At 52.6% G+C, this 15,546-nt stretch carries 13 protein-coding genes; 5 read left to right on the forward strand and 8 right to left on the reverse strand.

Annotation, left to right across the window (positions count from 1 at the left end):
• Window positions 1–95: 95 nt before the first annotated feature.
• The 4 genes from RB298_RS21700 to RB298_RS21715 all read right to left on the reverse strand — a co-directional run bounded on the left by RB298_RS21700 (window position 96) and on the right by RB298_RS21715 (window position 3,085).
• Complete coding sequence (locus tag RB298_RS21700; RefSeq protein WP_096777298.1) at window positions 96–614, reverse strand: hypothetical protein; 519 nt, start codon at window positions 612–614, stop codon at window positions 96–98.
• Between the two features lie 129 nt (window positions 615–743).
• The gene (locus RB298_RS21705; RefSeq protein ID WP_012818376.1) at window positions 744–1,415 is read right to left on the reverse strand and encodes a GNAT family protein; all 672 of its coding nucleotides are present in this window, start codon (window positions 1,413–1,415) and stop codon (window positions 744–746) included.
• Window positions 1,416–1,508: 93 nt separating this feature from the next.
• On the reverse strand, window positions 1,509–2,180 hold the full coding sequence (locus RB298_RS21710; RefSeq protein WP_192570122.1) for a GNAT family N-acetyltransferase: 672 nt from the start codon (window positions 2,178–2,180) through the stop codon (window positions 1,509–1,511).
• A 47-nt stretch (window positions 2,181–2,227) separates the two neighbouring features.
• On the reverse strand, window positions 2,228–3,085 hold the full coding sequence (locus RB298_RS21715) for a carbon-nitrogen hydrolase family protein (RefSeq protein ID WP_009595511.1): 858 nt from the start codon (window positions 3,083–3,085) through the stop codon (window positions 2,228–2,230).
• 337 nt (window positions 3,086–3,422) lie between these two features.
• Here RB298_RS21715 and RB298_RS21720 point away from each other — a divergent pair, with 337 nt between their 5' ends.
• Window positions 3,423–3,947, forward strand: a complete 525-nt coding sequence (locus RB298_RS21720; RefSeq protein WP_090914378.1) for a phosphatase PAP2 family protein — start codon at window positions 3,423–3,425, stop codon at window positions 3,945–3,947.
• Between the two features lie 215 nt (window positions 3,948–4,162).
• Complete coding sequence (locus tag RB298_RS21725; protein ID WP_486048565.1) at window positions 4,163–6,235, forward strand: serine hydrolase domain-containing protein; 2,073 nt, start codon at window positions 4,163–4,165, stop codon at window positions 6,233–6,235.
• A gap of 98 nt (window positions 6,236–6,333) precedes the next feature.
• Here RB298_RS21725 and RB298_RS21730 read toward each other — a convergent pair whose 3' ends face one another.
• The 3 genes from RB298_RS21730 to speE form a co-directional block, all read right to left on the reverse strand.
• The gene (locus RB298_RS21730) at window positions 6,334–6,813 is read right to left on the reverse strand and encodes an SRPBCC domain-containing protein (RefSeq protein WP_452520792.1); all 480 of its coding nucleotides are present in this window, start codon (window positions 6,811–6,813) and stop codon (window positions 6,334–6,336) included.
• A gap of 545 nt (window positions 6,814–7,358) precedes the next feature.
• Window positions 7,359–8,228, reverse strand: a complete 870-nt coding sequence (speB, locus tag RB298_RS21735; protein ID WP_012818361.1) for an agmatinase — start codon at window positions 8,226–8,228, stop codon at window positions 7,359–7,361.
• Window positions 8,229–8,246: 18 nt separating this feature from the next.
• Window positions 8,247–9,074 (reverse strand): polyamine aminopropyltransferase, encoded by an 828-nt coding sequence (speE, locus tag RB298_RS21740; RefSeq protein WP_486048567.1) that lies wholly within the window; start codon window positions 9,072–9,074, stop codon window positions 8,247–8,249.
• A gap of 332 nt (window positions 9,075–9,406) precedes the next feature.
• On the opposite strand from speE, the gene RB298_RS21745 reads away from it, so the two are divergent.
• Entirely contained in the window at window positions 9,407–11,467 is a 2,061-nt protein-coding gene (locus tag RB298_RS21745) for a transglycosylase domain-containing protein (protein ID WP_486048569.1), read from the forward strand.
• A gap of 105 nt (window positions 11,468–11,572) precedes the next feature.
• Here RB298_RS21745 and RB298_RS21750 read toward each other — a convergent pair whose 3' ends face one another.
• Window positions 11,573–12,451, reverse strand: coding sequence for a hypothetical protein (locus tag RB298_RS21750; protein WP_486048571.1), 879 nt, complete (start codon window positions 12,449–12,451; stop codon window positions 11,573–11,575).
• A gap of 408 nt (window positions 12,452–12,859) precedes the next feature.
• Between RB298_RS21750 and RB298_RS21755 the strand changes: the two genes are divergently transcribed.
• On the forward strand, window positions 12,860–13,243 hold the full coding sequence (locus RB298_RS21755; protein ID WP_096777290.1) for an ArsR/SmtB family transcription factor: 384 nt from the start codon (window positions 12,860–12,862) through the stop codon (window positions 13,241–13,243).
• Window positions 13,244–15,499: a heavy metal translocating P-type ATPase gene (locus RB298_RS21760; protein WP_486048573.1), complete on the forward strand. Its 2,256-nt coding sequence runs from the start codon at window positions 13,244–13,246 to the stop codon at window positions 15,497–15,499.
• Window positions 15,500–15,546 lie beyond the last annotated feature (47 nt).

The following is a 15,546-nucleotide window of genomic DNA, read 5'->3' on the forward strand; positions in this document are numbered from 1 at the left end:
TATATCCAGTATAGCCTTGCAATTCAAATGAGGATTTTAGCAAAAGTAAAGAAAAATGTCTTTCGTCGTATTTTCGGAGAGGTTGGAGCGCATCCTTAATTCCCATATTTTTCGGCCCATTGCTCGCGCCATTCCCCGAAACTGTTACCCGTGATTTCCTCCAAGGTCTTTCCATCAATGGAATAAGGAGCTCCAGCTAAATCGTTCCGATCGGGGAACGAGGTTCCCCCGATGACCTTCCCCTCCGACATCATCACGAACAAGGCCGTATTCGTATTATACATGCGGTCAAGCGGATGCCCGGAAACCTTGAATCGATAGGTGACAATTTCTTTTCCGTAATAGTTTGCCGGATCTTGGCTCTGTACACTCCATGTCTGAATATAGGGGATTGCGCCGTTACCAGGTGCGAGAAGAGATTTCTCAAGCGTATAAGTAATCGGTTTACTGGAGTGGCTTACAATCTTATAGCCCAGCGATTTCACGTAAGAGGCCGCTATCTTCTGTTCTTCGGACATGGGTTTGCCGAAATGAACGCTTAGTTGCATGAATGAATATAGGATTACGATGCTTAAACCAATACCTGCCCATAACCAAATACGATTTCTCTTCATAAGCAGCCTCCCCATTACGTCGACCTGGCCTTTCATAGGATTAGAATACCAAAAAATTGAAATCAATGGGCGGTCAAGAAAAAGAATAGGCCTGATTCAAGAAGAATCAGGCATGATCCATACTATAGGTTACAGCGGAAGCAAGGATACCTTCTCCCGCGCGTCCAGCTTGGCCACCATGTCGTTCCAGGCTTGCGGTTTCTCGGGCAGCACCGAATAGTATCGTCTCAAGAAGTTGGCAATCAGCTCCGCGGGCAATTCATCAACGGCATCGTCGCCCGGCATGAAGCAAAAATCAAGCCCGCTCACCGCTTCGCCATCGTTGTTCCAGGACGGATGCACATAGTCGATATCCGTGCGTTTGTAACCCAGATGCGACAGGACTTCGCGGCGAACGAACGGATCCATCGGCTTCACGCCGCCGAATGCATGGTCCTGCACCCGATATGGATCGTAAATCTCGGCAAACATGCCGAACAGCTCTTTGCCGTTTGCTGCCGCCAATTGATTCAGATCCTTCAAGCGATGTTGTGCCAGGAATCGGCCGATGCCGAGCCCTTCACGCCCGATAATGGTAAAATCGGTCATCGCCACGTTCCAATCCTCGTAATAGCGGTATTCCGTCGTACCTACCACTTCGTCCTCATGCAGGGCAACAAATACCCGAATGCCCGGGTCTTCGAGCGGCTCTTTCCATAAGCTGAATTCCAGCACCTCTTCCGGAGGGAACACTTCCTTCATGAGATCGTGCATTTTGCGAAACAAGGGATCGTCGATGCTCGTAATGCGGATATATTCCATTAAATTAAAAGCCTCCTTATATATGTAATGAAAATATCTTTTATATTATGAAGATATTCGAAGCCGTGAAATCATCGTTCATTCTAAACCACTTTACCCTCGGAATGGATTCTTCCATTCCATCAAGGCCCCGTAATTGCAGGACTCCTCATCCTCCAAATACTCTGCCGCTACCCCGACGGGCGTCCGGCCGCACCGGAGCAGGAAGGTAATTACGGGGTCCTTGAGATCCCCCCTGACAACGGCATCCAAATATTCTACGGCCGACATTTCGTGCGCATGCCGATGATAGCCGGGCATCCGTCCGCCGCCAAGCAGCCGGTCCAGTCCCCTTTCGATGGTCACGTGATACAGCGACTGAATCAGCCATTTGCCGAGCCCAAGCTTGCGAAAGCGCGGCCTGACGCAAATGTCGGCGATGTATAGGGTATTTCCGTCCGGCTGATGCGTGCGGATGTATCCGTTATCCGTGGCCTCCGCCCAGGAGTGGGCAGGCTCCATCGGATCGTACTCCACAATGAGCGAGGTGATGGACCCGGCGAGCATGCCGTCCACTTCAACGCATAGGGCGCCCTCGGGAAACAAGGTGACATGCTGCATCAGCTGTTCCTTGTTCCACCATTGCTCCGGAGGATACGGAGGCGGGAACGTCTCGGATTGAATGGCGATCAGCTCGTCGAAGTCCGCTTCCGTGTAGCCTCGAATAACAACCGGCACCGGCCGGACGTCGTCGAATACATAAAACTGTTGATGAAACCGGGCCATTTCCTCTACACCGCCTTTTCCCATTTTATCAAACCATGATAAAAGACTTACTCCCAATCCGGATACAAATCCGTACGCCGGTCACGCCATGTCGTGACGGAGCCCTTCTCGCGCACTTGATATAATAAATCCAGATCGAGATCGGCGGTAATGATCATGTCGTTGTTCAGCTCTCCCTCGGCCAGCAGGCCCTTCGGCGGGAACGGAATATCGTTCGGCGTAATGATGGCAGCCTGCCCGAAGTTGGCACGCATCAGATCCACGGTAGGCAGCGATCCAACCGTGCCGGTCAGCACCACATAGATTTGATTCTCGATGGCGCGGGCATGGCTGGTATAACGCACGCGGTGGAATCCGTGACGATCATCGGTGCAGGACGGACAGAAAATGACGTCGGCCCCTTTGGCCTTGGCCATGCGCACGATCTCGGGAAATTCGATGTCATAGCAGGTGAGCATCGCGATGGTGCCTTTTTCTGTCTCGAATACTTCGAGCCCTTCGCCGGCCCCCATGTTCCAGCCGGTTATCTCCGAAGGCGTAATATGAATCTTCGCCTGTTCCGCAATGCGGCCGTCCGGATAGAACAGATGCGCCACATTGTACAGCTTCCCTTCCCGGCGAATGACGTGGGTCCCGCCAATGATATGCATGTTATATTGCTTCGCAAAGCCCTGGAACAGCTCGCGGTAACGGTCTGTGAAATCCGGAAGGTCATTGATCGTTAACGCCTGGCCCTGATCGTCCCCGATGGACATCAGCTGCGTCGTGAAAAATTCCGGAAACAGCACAAAATCGGCTTCGAACTCCTCCGCCGTTCGGATATAGTGCTCCGATTGACGGGCAAAATCGTCAAAGGATTGAATCGTGTGCAGATGATATTGCACGGCAGAAACGCGAAATTTCATGCTTCTCCTCCTTATGCATGGTTAGATGCTTTCATTATATCGGATTCCGGGCTTAGAGAACATGGGAACATCAAGTCGCCGTCAATTGGAAACCATAATCTTAAGCGCGTCCCTTAAGGTATACGGTTATCATCGACGGTACCTATGCCAAAGAATGCTCGAATTATGAAAAAATACTCGCCATTCATACCCACGCTTAACAATTCTCCTGTATACTGTCGTATGTAAGCCTCTTGTCTATACGATCAATCCCGGCCCTTACAAGCATACACACGAGCCCGTTTTGACTTTAGGGCTATCAGCTTGCCAAACTATAATGTGAGGTGTTCTGTTCACAATGATAACTCGTTCGATGGATTGGCTTCAGCAACATGACCACCTTATCTTCCGCTGGTTAAACCGCAAGATCAGCAACAAAATGGTGGATTCGATGCTCTCGCTGGTCACCCATATGGGGGGTGCTATCTTTACCATTGTGCTGACACTTTCGATAGCGTTTTTTGCACCGGAGCCGTGGGATACGATGGGATGGCAGAGCTTTATCGCACTGTCCCTCAGCTTCCTGATTACGGCTCTCATCAAAAAGAAACTGAGACGCATCCGGCCATACCAGGCATTGGAAAAAGTGAGGTTTGAAAAGAAACCGATGAAGGACCATTCGTTTCCTTCCGGACACTCGACGGCCATATTTTCCATCGTCACGCCATTTCTGTTCGTTACGCCCTGGCTGTCGTTGCTCTTGATCCTGCTGGCCCTTACGGTCAGTCTGTCACGCATTTATCTCGGCTTTCATTATCCTTCCGATTGTCTGGCGGGCTGTTTCGTCGGCACCGCTTCGGCACTACTGATCGTGCTTAGTTAAATAACCAGGCATCCTCGCGCAGTTCTCGCAACTGATGATGGGGGCCTGGTTTTTTTGACCTTCTCATCTGTAGATATCTCACCTAACAACAATTAAACGCCCTTCCTGTATATGCTCCTATCATAAAGCCACAAAAAACATGAAAAAAAATTCGAACCATTCCCGCTGGTAAATCGTACTAACTTATACATTCATAATAAGGAGGTATTTGTTCATTGAAGAAAAGATTATCACGAATGCTGGTAGCCCTGCTCGCGGTTACAATGATCCTTCCAGCCGGAGCCATGGCAGCAGATAACAGCCAGATTGCCGCTGCAGGAGGGGGTCTTGAGAAGATCGCCGCAGAGAAAGCCAAGCTGCTCACCGAGACGTATGGAACGACAAGCGTCCAATATGCCCTGATCGACAACGGCAAGATTACCGTTTCCGGGCAAGCGGGCGTCAATGATATCGAAGGAAAGATTCCGTTGACCGAAGATACGATGTATGGGATCGGCTCCACGAGCAAAGTGTTCACTGCCGCCGCGGTCATGAAATTGGTGGATGACGGGAAGATCAACCTGGATGCGCCTCTCGTTCAGTACATACCCGAATTCACGATGAAAGACGAACGATACAAAAAAATCACGCCGCGCATGCTGCTTAACCATTCCTCCGGTCTACAGGGCTCAAGCCTGAACAACGCGTTCTTGTTCGAAGATAACGACCCGCATGCACATGACACGCTGCTGAAGCAGTTGTCCACTCAAAACCTCAAAGCAGATCCGGGTGCATTCTCCGTGTATTGCAATGACGGATTCACGCTGGCCGAGATTCTCGTGGAAAAAGTGAGCGGCAAGGATTTTACCGCATTCATTCATGAACATTTTACCGAGCCGTTAAACATGGACCACACCAAGACATCCCAAGACACATTGGATTTAAACCAAATGGCGGGCCTCTATTATCCGGCTCATCAAGGACAGCTGCCTAACGAGACCATCAATGTTATCGGAACCGGCGGCATCTACTCCACGGCCGAAGACCTGGTGCAGTTTGCGCAGATCTTCACCGGGGAAGCCGAGGGAATCCTCTCAGCTGCGTCTGTGAAAGCCATGGAGCAGGAAGAGTATAAAAAAGGCCTGTGGCCAGAAGATGCCGATAATTCGTTCGATTATGGACTTGGCTGGGACAGCGTGAGACTGTTCCCGTTTAACCAATATGACATGAAAGCCGTGACTAAAGGCGGCGACACCATTCTATACCACGCTTCGCTCGTTGTGCTTCCGGAGCAGAACATGGCAGCTGCCGTATTATCTTCCGGCGGTTCGAGTTCAACCAACCAATTGCTGGCAAACGAAATTTTGCTGCATACGCTCAAGGAAAAAGGCACCATCAAGGAGTTCAAGCCGGAAAAATCGTTCGGCAAACCGGTCCAAGCGGATATGCCTGACAATATGGCGGAATTCGCCGGTTACTATGGCGTGACGAATCAGCAGATGAAAGTCGACATCAAGGACGGCGAACTGTCCATTACCGTACCGATGGTTCCGGACTATCCTGCCGAGAAATATGTATACACCGCTGACGGAACGTTTGTCAGCGCGGATGGCAGCATTAAGGTCAGCTTCGTTAAGGAAAAGAATGATCGCATCTACCTATGGGTAAGACAATATGTTTCGATTCCTGGACTGGGACAGATGGCCTTGTCGCAATATTCGGCCGAAAAAATGGAAGCGAACCCGCTGTCCAAGGAAACCGCTGCCGCATGGGCGAAGCGGGAAGGCGAAACGTTCTATCCATTGAACGAGAAATTCACGTCGCTGATGTACTTCATTACGAAACCGACGGTAGAGATTAACAGCAAGAGCGGCCTGGAAGGATATCTGGTCGACAAGAAGATTATCGATCCGGATACCGCAGTAAGCCAGCATCAGGTTCCGGCGATCGGCAGCCGGGATACGTCCGAACTCCGCTTCTATAAGGAAAAAGGCGTAGAGTATCTCGAGGGCGCTGGATCCCTGTTTATCAGCGGCAAGCATGTGAAGCCATTGTATAAAGGGAAAAAATCCACCGTTACCCTGCAGGCCGACGGCTATGCCAAGTGGTATACCGTACCTGAAGCAGCCGCAGGCAAAACCATGACGGTAACCCTGCCGGCAGAAGGCGCATTCGCCGTATACGACGAGAAGGGCACGGTCGTTAACTACACCGTGGTCAGCGGCTCCAACGAAGTTAAGCTCCCAGCTAACGGAGCTGTCGTATTCGCCGGTGCCCCTGGCTCCGCATTCGGCATCACCCTGAAATAACACAAAAGCAAGCAACCCGATTAGCCGCTCGGCTTAAGTTGGGTTGCTTGCTTTTTCACTGTTAAAGGGACCTTGTGAGGTACGCTGCCTGTCCGCTATCACTCCGTAAAAACCGCGAGATTCTCAAGCGTTGAACGGAGGCCTGCTTCGTGATCTTCCTGCCGGATGCCCTCAGGAACGTCCTCGCAAACAACCGCCACCTCAGTGCCTTCCGCAAGTGCTGTCAACGTCCATGTCATTCTCATCTGGCCCCCGTAAGCGGGGTCTTCCGACTCGAATTCAAAACACTGAACGATTTTCTTGTTTGGCACCAACGCCAGGAATTTACCTTGGACGATATCCGTGCCTGCCGATGATTTGCCGAGGTTCGCGTGGTCCGTTCCAATATAGGTGAGCACCATTCGATAAGTCCCGCCTTCACGGGCATCAAAGGTATCAATCTGACCTGACATGCCCTCTGGCGGAAGCCACGACACCCAAGCCTTGGGGTCAGTGAATGCCTGATAAATGGTTTGGGGCGAAGCCTTAATCATCCTCGCGGCAGAGTCAATTCTCTTCTTCCTGGACGAATCTTCCATGATATAGCCTCCTTATTGGCGTCATAATCCCTTTCAAAAAGATTCCATTCAAATCCGAATCAAGCTTCCTTAAGCTTATAACATATGACTACCAATCATTTCTTCTCAATTGCTCAAAGTTGAAAAAGCAAGCCTTCCCCGATAGCCGTAGGCTTAGGCAGGGAGGGCTTGCTTTTTCTTTCATCGCCGAGGGGCAAAGCCTCGGCTGATCATCTATATTGGGCTGGCCCGCGAGCGACCCGTCAGGGAATTGCTCGTGAGGGCCGCGCTCACGCGAAAAAGCAAGCCGACACCGATAGACGTTAGGCTTAGGTGGGGGAGGCTTGCTTTTCTTTCATCGGCCGAGGGGCAAAGCCTTGGCCACATAAAGGGCGCTCCAAAGGCCACGAGGGCGTCCCCGCAGGGGAGACCGAAGGGTGGCCGGGCACAAGCACCAGCCCCGCTTCGATCCCCACAGCCCCGCTGAACGCCAACGTTGCGGGTGTCCAGAGGGCAGCGCCCTTGGGGCCCTCCCTGGCAGGGAGGGTTTGGGTGGGTGGAATCCCCTACTTCACGAATCCCAGCAGCATCTCGCGAATCAGCTTCGCAGCCACGATCTGGGTCTGCTCGGTCGGATCGTAGATCGGCGCCACCTCCACGAGATCGCAGCCAACAACGTTCACATCGGAGTTTGCAATCAGATGTACGGCTTCCAGCAGCTCTTTCGACGTGATGCCGCCGGCTTCTGCCGTACCTGTGCCCGGTGCGGCAGACGGATCCAGCACGTCGATGTCGATGGTCACGTAGACCGGACGGTTGCCCATGGAAGGCAATGCTTCCTTCAGCGGAGCGGCTACCTCAAACGGGTAGAAATTGATGTTCTCGCGTCCGTACTGGAACTCCTCGCGGGAGCCGGAACGGATGCCGAACTGATAAATGTTCTTGCCGCCCATAATGCCCGCCGCCTTGCGGACCGGCGTGGAGTGGGACAACGGCTCTCCCTCGTAATGCTCGCGCAGATCGGCATGGGCATCGATATGGATCAGAATGAGATCAGGATACTTCTCATACACCTTCTGAATAATCGGCCACGATACGAGGTGTTCTCCGCCGAGTCCAATCGGGAACTTCCCGTCGTCCAGCAGCTTGCCTACATAATCGCCGATCACTTCAAGACTGCGGCCGGCATTGCCGAAAGGCAGCATCAGATCGCCTGCATCGAAATAAGTGATATCTTCAATGCTCTTATCCAAGTACGGGCTGTACTCCTCCAAGCCAACGGATGCTTGGCGGATACGGGCCGGGCCGAAACGGGAGCCGGGACGGTAGCTAACCGTGAAGTCCATCGGCATACCGTAGATGACGGCCTTGGATCCTTCATAATCCTCGGAGCTCAGAATAAACACGTTGCCGGAATAACCTTGATCCAGTTTCATCAGTTTATGCGCGCCTCCTTATTTCACCAAGTCTTCTACGAATTTCGGCAGCACGAAGGCGGCTTTATGCAGACGAGGCGAATAGTACTTCGTATCCATCTCATCAATCGTGGACTCGTCCACTGCAAGCGGATCGTATGTTTTGCTGCCCATCGTAAAGGTCCACAGACCGCTTGGGTAGGTTGGAATGTTCGCTCCATAGACACGCACGATCGGGAAGATTTCCTTCACGTCTTTGTTGACCTGCTGAATCAGATCCGCTTTGAACCACGGATTGTCCGTTTGCGCCACGAAAATACCGTCTTCCTTCAGCGCCTCATAGATCCCTTGATAGAATCCGCGCTCAAACAACGGAGCAGCCGGGCCCACAGGCTCGGTGGAGTCCACCATGATGACATCATATTCGTTCTTATGCTCGATAATGTGCATATATCCATCGTTAACCAGCACTTCAACCTTCGGATCGTCCAGCTTGCCGGCGATCTCAGGCAAGTACTGCTTCGAATATTCGATAACTTTTCCATCAATTTCAACGAGTACGGCCTTCTCTACGCCCGGATGCTTGATCACTTCGCGAATGACGCCTCCGTCTCCTCCGCCGACGACAAGAACCTTCTTCGGATTTGGATGCGTGTTCAGCGCGGGGTGAGCGACCATCTCATGATAGACGAATTCATCCTTAATCGTAGTCATAACCATACCGTCCAGCACGAGCATGCGCCCGAATTCCTCGGTATCGATCATATCCAATTGTTGAAACTCCGTCTTCTCATGTACAAAGGTCTCCCGGATTTTAGCCGTAATGCCAAAAGTCGGGGTTTGCTTCTCTGTGTACCATAATTCCATCGTCACTACCTTCTTTCCGCTAGAATAATGTTCAGCCGTCCAGATCCAAGCCGTAAAACTTTATTCGGGGCAGATGCCTTTAGCTTACAGTTTCACACTTTTCCTATTGTACCAAACAAATTAGATTATATTAAATCAAGCCCAAATTGCAACCAAAAGTTCCGGTACATGCGAAAGGAAGCAAAAACATCGCCCTTTCCGATGAATATCCTGACCGCTGCAGCCCCATACTGTATAGAAAAAGAAGGCAGCCAAGGAGAATTTGAGCACATCTCCATTTTTGGCGGCACAAGGGCCTTGACTCTACAAAAGGACTGGAAGGAGAACATCTGATGCCGGGGCAAAAAAAATCACCCAAGCGCAAACGTCGTTTCGTCCGGCTTGCTACATTTCTGTTCGTACTCCTTGGCATTTCCATCATCGCAGGCGGCATTCTGCTCGCCTATTTATTTATAACGCCGCTGCCGGTCGCGGAAACATCCCGCTACTCCCGTCTGCTCGACAGCCAGGGAGATTTGATCGCCACATTCTCAAGCACGGGACATACATCCGAGCAGGTGAACCTGGCCAACATATCCCCCCTCCTGGTTCAGGCCACCTTGGCGGTGGAGGACCGAAAATTCTATGATCATCCCGGGTTCGATATGAAGGGCATGGCCAGAGCCGTATTGGTCAACCTGCAGCATATGGATCGCAAACAGGGAGCGAGCACGTTAACCCAGCAGCTTGCACGAAACTTATACCTATCTCATGAAAAAACATGGACACGAAAACTCAAGGAGGCCAAATTCACCGCCCAGCTTGAGATGAAATATACGAAAGATCAAATTCTCGAAATGTACCTGAACGAAATTTATTACGGTCACGGCGCTTACGGCATCGAGTCGGCGTCGCTGCTGTATTTCGGCAAATCGGCAAAAAACCTGACCTTGGCCGAAAGCGCAATGCTGGCCGGCATTCCGAAGGGGCCCACGTATTACTCGCCCTACAATCATATGGACAACGCGGTCAAAAGACAGCAGATCGTCCTGAATGCCATGGCGGAGACCGGATTCATCACGGAGGCCGAGGCGGATAAAGCCGCTTCGGCCAAGCTTGCCCTGCTCCCGCAGGACCGGCAGGAGAATAAAGTAATTGCCTCCTACTTCCGGGACTATGTCCGGGGTCTCGTCACCAAGCAGTTGAACATCACGGACCAGCAGCTCGAACAGGGCGGCTTGAACATCTATACAACCCTGGATCCTCGGGCCCAGAAAGCAGCCGAAGAGGCCGTATCCGAGGGCATGGACAGCAAGAGCGAGCTGGAGACGGCGCTCGTATCCATCGATCCGCGAAACGGCCACATCAAAGCTATGGTCGGCGGTAAGAATTACCGCGAGAATCAATACAACCACGCGTTGGCCAGAACCAGGCAGCCCGGCTCCTCATTTAAGCCGATTATGTATTTAACGGCCATTGCATCCAAGGAAATGACAAGCACCAGCGTGTTCAACAGCCAGCCTACCCTGTTTCATTACGATAACAATCGCAAAACGTACCAGCCCAGCAACTTCGGCGATAAATATTTAGGCGAAATCCCCATGCGGGAAGCCATTGCCGCCTCGGATAACATCTATGCCGTGAATACCATCATGAAGATCGGCCCGGATAAAGTCGCCGACATGGCGAAAAAGATGGGCATCACGAGTCCGCTGGAGCCTGTCCCTTCGCTGGCCCTGGGCACCTCGCCCGTCAGCCCGCTGGAGATGGCCTCCGCTTACGCCGTCATGGCTAACAGCGGCAAGCGGGTCTCCCCTGTCGCGGTGCTGAGCATCACCGACGCGGCCGGCCGCAGTTTGTATACGGCTCCGGAAGAGGAAGGCGAACAAGTGGTCGAGCCTTCCGCAGCTTACGTGATGACGCGCATGATGGAGGGGGTATTCGAGACCGGCGGAACGGGTAACCGCGTCTCCACCCTGATGAAACGGCCGGTGGCCGGGAAGACGGGCACTACCGACACCGACGCCTGGCTCGTCGGATATACCCCGGAGCTGTCGACGGCGGTATGGGTCGGGTATGACAAAGGACGGGAGATCAGCAAAGTCGACGGACGGCGCGCAGCGCCGATCTTTGCGCAGTATACGGAGAAGGCACTGGAGAACGTGCCGCCCAAGATTTTTCCGATCCCGGATGAAGTCGTCAGCGCGTATGTGGATCCGAAGACGGGTAAGCTTGCAGGCGCCGGCTGTCCGGACAAAATGCTGGAGGTTTTCGTCAAAGGGACGGAGCCCACGGAGTATTGCGACGAACATGAAGGCGGGAAGCCCAACAAGAAGGCTAACCCTGCAGATGCTGCCGAGAAACAGGAGGAACGTTCCTGGTGGAAGGATTTCAAACGATGGTGGGTCGAATAAACGGATAGCCCGTCACGTCAAAAAACAGCAGGCTCTTTTTCCGGGCGTTCCCGATAAAGAGCCTGCTGTTTTCTCTTTTTCACGATTCTTTATGTAGATGGCTTCTTATAAAATGCTCATATATTCGATCATGGAGCTGCCCAGAAGCACGATGACGAGCATGACTGCAACGTAGATCAGCAGGATCGCATACAGCGGATCCAGGCCGCCGGCCACTCTTCTCTTGTAGCCGGTCATGACGCATAACGGCACGGTCATCACGGTGCTGATGAACGCTAGAAGGATGATCACCTTGGATATATCGCCATTAAGAAACAGGAACAACAAACTGATCGCATACAACACAAGGTATAGCGGCAGTAATGTGCCGAATCTGGCCATGACTTCTTTCAGCTTCGCAGCCGGATTAAATGACAGCTTGACTGCAGCGAAGGTAAAGACGTTCAGCAAAAACAAGAAAATCGCGATCCAGACAATAGGCTTCAGGACTAGATCAACAAACGCCCCCTCCGGGAGTCCCTGCAGTTCATGATGAAGCGCTGCGTACAGCGCGAGCGGAAGGAGCACAATATAGAGCAGCATGGATACGATCGCGTTTAGGAACTGGCTGTTGTCCGTTACGGCAGCTGCGCTGAAGGGATGCCTTAGCCCCTTCAGGAAATGGTCCCCATAGAGCTGCCCATACAATTTTAAGCTGGTCCAATAAGGATTCGGCCCCTCTTCCTCTTCGGCATGCTGGCGGCCTGCTGTAGGAAATGAAATATCCGGCGGAGTATACACCGGCAGAGCAGCTTCTCCTTGGCGCACATGAGAAATCTCCCTATTTATGCTTCCGCCTCGCCTGGCGACGCCGTAAATTTCCGACGCAGCAGCTTGCTCCTTCATGGCCGCAAAGACGGGGGTATCCTCGATAATCAGCCTGGCCCCGCATTTCTTGCAATATTTCCCATCTCCCGTTTCATATCGACATATCGGACAAGTCATACTCCGGCCTCCCCTGTTTATACACATCCGCAAATCGAAGGATAGGTATTAGATAATGTACACATTCGAGTCGAAACGATGGCCCGTACAGGATATGATGCAGCGCTTGAGGCGCCTGGGCCGCAGATACTCTTCCTGTGCGAATTTCACATCTTTTTGCTAATAGTATAAGTTGGCGTGAAATGAAATGGAAGGATTTTCTGAGCGGCCGCTGCGCCTAACGCTGGAATTGGTTCATATGATAGGACTCGCCGGATTATAACCTGCGCTGTGAAAAGCTTGTGAACAATCAAATATTCGTTTGAATATCATGTGTAAATCGGGTATATTATGACTAACAATCAAATCAACGTTTGAATATATAGAATAAAGAGCACTAATTGCTCCTATTTCAAGGAGGTTGATCTTATGAATGTCCGAACAATGAGAGAGGACGTGGCTCTGGAGCTGTGTGAAACGGAATGTCCTTCAACCGAGAGGGTTGCTTTGTTAAAAGAAACGGTTTCGGATGATGATATGCTCGGCATGGCCGAGATCTTCAAGGCGCTGGCCGACCCGACGCGGGTCAAGGTAGCCTATATGCTGGACCGCGGCGGCGAGTTATGCGTTTGCGACGTGGCTGAAGTTCTCGGAAGCTCCACCGCAACAGCCTCCCATCATTTGCGCACGCTGAAGAACAAGAATATCGCCAAATCGCGCAAGGCGGGTAAGAATGTATACTATTCGCTAAAAGACGACCATATCCGGACTTTGCTTCATATGACGCTGGAGCACCAGAAGGAGAGGGTGTAGATGAGCACGGACAACCATCAGCAATCCAAAACATCTCCTGAAGCAGGTGGCAGCAAACTTGTTGAATACAAGGTCCAGGGCCTCTCGTGCCCGAACTGCACCCGTGAAATGCAGGAGGAGATCCAGAAGCTCGACCATGGAGGCGACGCCCGGCTGAGTTATAACAGCGGAAAGCTGACCCTTTCCCCCCAGGTGAACCTAAACCGGGTAGAAACCATTTTGAAAAGTGATGGAGCCCGAATCGTTTACGCTCCCCAAACAGCCCATTCGGCTGCCGGCGCTGATGTTCGGCCCGCCTCTTCGCCGCACGCTCATGGTCCGTCAGATGAACACGACCACGGACAAAGCCATGGACATGAACACAGCCATGGCAGCGAACGAAAAATGAAGTGGCTGCTGTCCATCTCGGCTGCGTTTTATCTGCTGACTTTTCTATTAGAAGGGAAAGCCGCCGAGTCGGTTGTGATCGCATTATATGCTGGTGCCATGATATTGAGCGGGTATACGACGTTTTTGCGCGGACTGCGTAACCTGACCCGCTTCAAATTCAATATGGATACCCTGATGACCGTTGCGCTCGTAGGTGCCGTCATCATCGGGGAGTGGCGGGAAGCCACGCTCGTTGCCATTCTGTTCGGCCTCAATGAGCTGCTGGAAGGCTACGGCATGAACCGTGCCCGCCAATCCATGGAAGCGCTGCTGGCCGCAGCGCCGAAGGAAGCCGAGCTTTGGGTAGACGGCCAAACCAAACGCGTGCCGATCGAGAGCCTCTCTCCCGGAGACGTTGTCCGGGTAAGACCTGGCGAGAAAATTCCTTCGGACGGAGCCATAACCCAGGGAACCGGCGCGGTGAACGAAGCTGCCATAACCGGAGAATCGGTGCCTGTTACGAAACGGGAGGGCGACGCCGTATTTGGCGGCAGCGTAAGTACCGACGGCGTGCTCTATATCGCCATATCGAAGGCTTATCAGGATTCCTCCCTGGCCAAGATCATGCATCTTGTGCAGGAGGCACAGGACAGCAAGACGCCGACGGAGCTATTCATCGATAAATTTGCTAAATACTATACGCCAGCCATTATGATCATCGCATTGGCTGTTGCGCTGATTCCTCCGTTGCTGCTGAATCAGCCCTGGATGACCTGGGTCTACCAGGGGCTGTCCATTCTCATTGTCGGGTGTCCTTGCTCGCTCGTGCTCTCTTCCCCGATAGCGCTGGTTAGCGGGATGACCCGCGCGGCACGCAACGGCATTCTAATTAAAGGCGGAGTCCATCTGGAGCAGCTCGGACGCCTGGAAGCCGTCGCTTTCGACAAAACGGGAACCCTGACCAAGGGCGAGCCGGCCGTCTACGCGGAAACCGTATATGATGAAGATAAATTTTATGCCGTGGTAGGCGCGCTGGAGCAATCCTCTCTCCATCCGTTGGCCAAAGCCGTCATGAAACATCTGGAGATCAAGCAGCCGCAATGCATGTTTAATGAACCTCGACAGATAACGGTGCTGCCGGGTGAAGGCATTCGGGCTGAAATCGGAGGGAAGCTGTTCTGGGTGGGCAGCGAGGAAGTGCTGAAGTATGTGAACGGCCATCAAGATCATATCCGTGCCGTTGAGGATGACATTCGGAGAATGAAGGCCCAGGGGTACACGATCGTTGCCGCCGTAAGCGAGGAGCGCGTATTAGGTCAATTCGGTCTTGCCGATGAGATTAGGCCGGAGACCGCAGCCGTTGTCCGCAAGCTTCACGAGGCTGGAATCGCGGATACGGTGATGCTGACGGGCGACCATGAGCAGTCGGCGCAGGCGATCGCGAAACAATCCGGCGTATCGCGGGTGTTCGCAAGCCTGCTGCCGGAACAGAAGGTCGCCAAAATCAAGGAGCTTAGCTCCCGCAAAAAGACCGGCATGGTCGGCGATGGCATTAACGACGCCCCTGCATTGGCCGCTGCCGATCTGGGCATCGCAATGGGAAAAGGAACGGACAGCGCCATCGAAACCGCCGACATCGTATTGATGCAGGATCACCTTGGTAAGCTGCCCGGGGCCATCAAGACGGCAAGACGAGTCAACCGGATTATTAAATGGAACATCGGACTTTCCTTGTCGCTGAAGGCCATCGCTCTGCTTCTAACGATTCCGGGCTGGCTGACCCTATGGATCGCGATCATATCGGACATGGGGGCCACCATTATCGTTACCCTGCTGGGTCTCACCATTCTGCTTGGCAAGGATCAGGAACTGCAATCAGGACATTGACATAAACCGGAGCTGCGTCCCTTCTGGGCAGCTCCGGTTTTTTAGGT

The organism is Priestia sp. BR_2 (assembly GCF_041954005.1).
GTDB lineage: Bacteria > Bacillota > Bacilli > Paenibacillales > Paenibacillaceae > Paenibacillus_AQ > Paenibacillus_AQ lautus_A.

Coding starts and splice junctions, on each gene's coding strand:
- RB298_RS21700 (WP_096777298.1), bottom strand. CDS start 614: ATGAAGAGAAATCGTATTTGGTTATGGGCAGGTATTGGTTTAAGCATC.
- RB298_RS21705 (WP_012818376.1), bottom strand. CDS start 1,415: ATGGAATATATCCGCATTACGAGCATCGACGATCCCTTGTTTCGCAAA.
- RB298_RS21710 (WP_192570122.1), bottom strand. CDS start 2,180: ATGGCCCGGTTTCATCAACAGTTTTATGTATTCGACGACGTCCGGCCG.
- RB298_RS21715 (WP_009595511.1), bottom strand. CDS start 3,085: ATGAAATTTCGCGTTTCTGCCGTGCAATATCATCTGCACACGATTCAA.
- RB298_RS21720 (WP_090914378.1), top strand. CDS start 3,423: ATGATAACTCGTTCGATGGATTGGCTTCAGCAACATGACCACCTTATC.
- RB298_RS21730 (WP_452520792.1), bottom strand. CDS start 6,813: ATGGAAGATTCGTCCAGGAAGAAGAGAATTGACTCTGCCGCGAGGATG.
- speB (WP_012818361.1), bottom strand. CDS start 8,228: ATGAAACTGGATCAAGGTTATTCCGGCAACGTGTTTATTCTGAGCTCC.
- speE (WP_486048567.1), bottom strand. CDS start 9,074: ATGGAATTATGGTACACAGAGAAGCAAACCCCGACTTTTGGCATTACG.
- RB298_RS21745 (WP_486048569.1), top strand. CDS start 9,407: ATGCCGGGGCAAAAAAAATCACCCAAGCGCAAACGTCGTTTCGTCCGG.
- RB298_RS21750 (WP_486048571.1), bottom strand. CDS start 12,451: ATGACTTGTCCGATATGTCGATATGAAACGGGAGATGGGAAATATTGC.
- RB298_RS21755 (WP_096777290.1), top strand. CDS start 12,860: ATGAATGTCCGAACAATGAGAGAGGACGTGGCTCTGGAGCTGTGTGAA.
- RB298_RS21760 (WP_486048573.1), top strand. CDS start 13,244: ATGAGCACGGACAACCATCAGCAATCCAAAACATCTCCTGAAGCAGGT.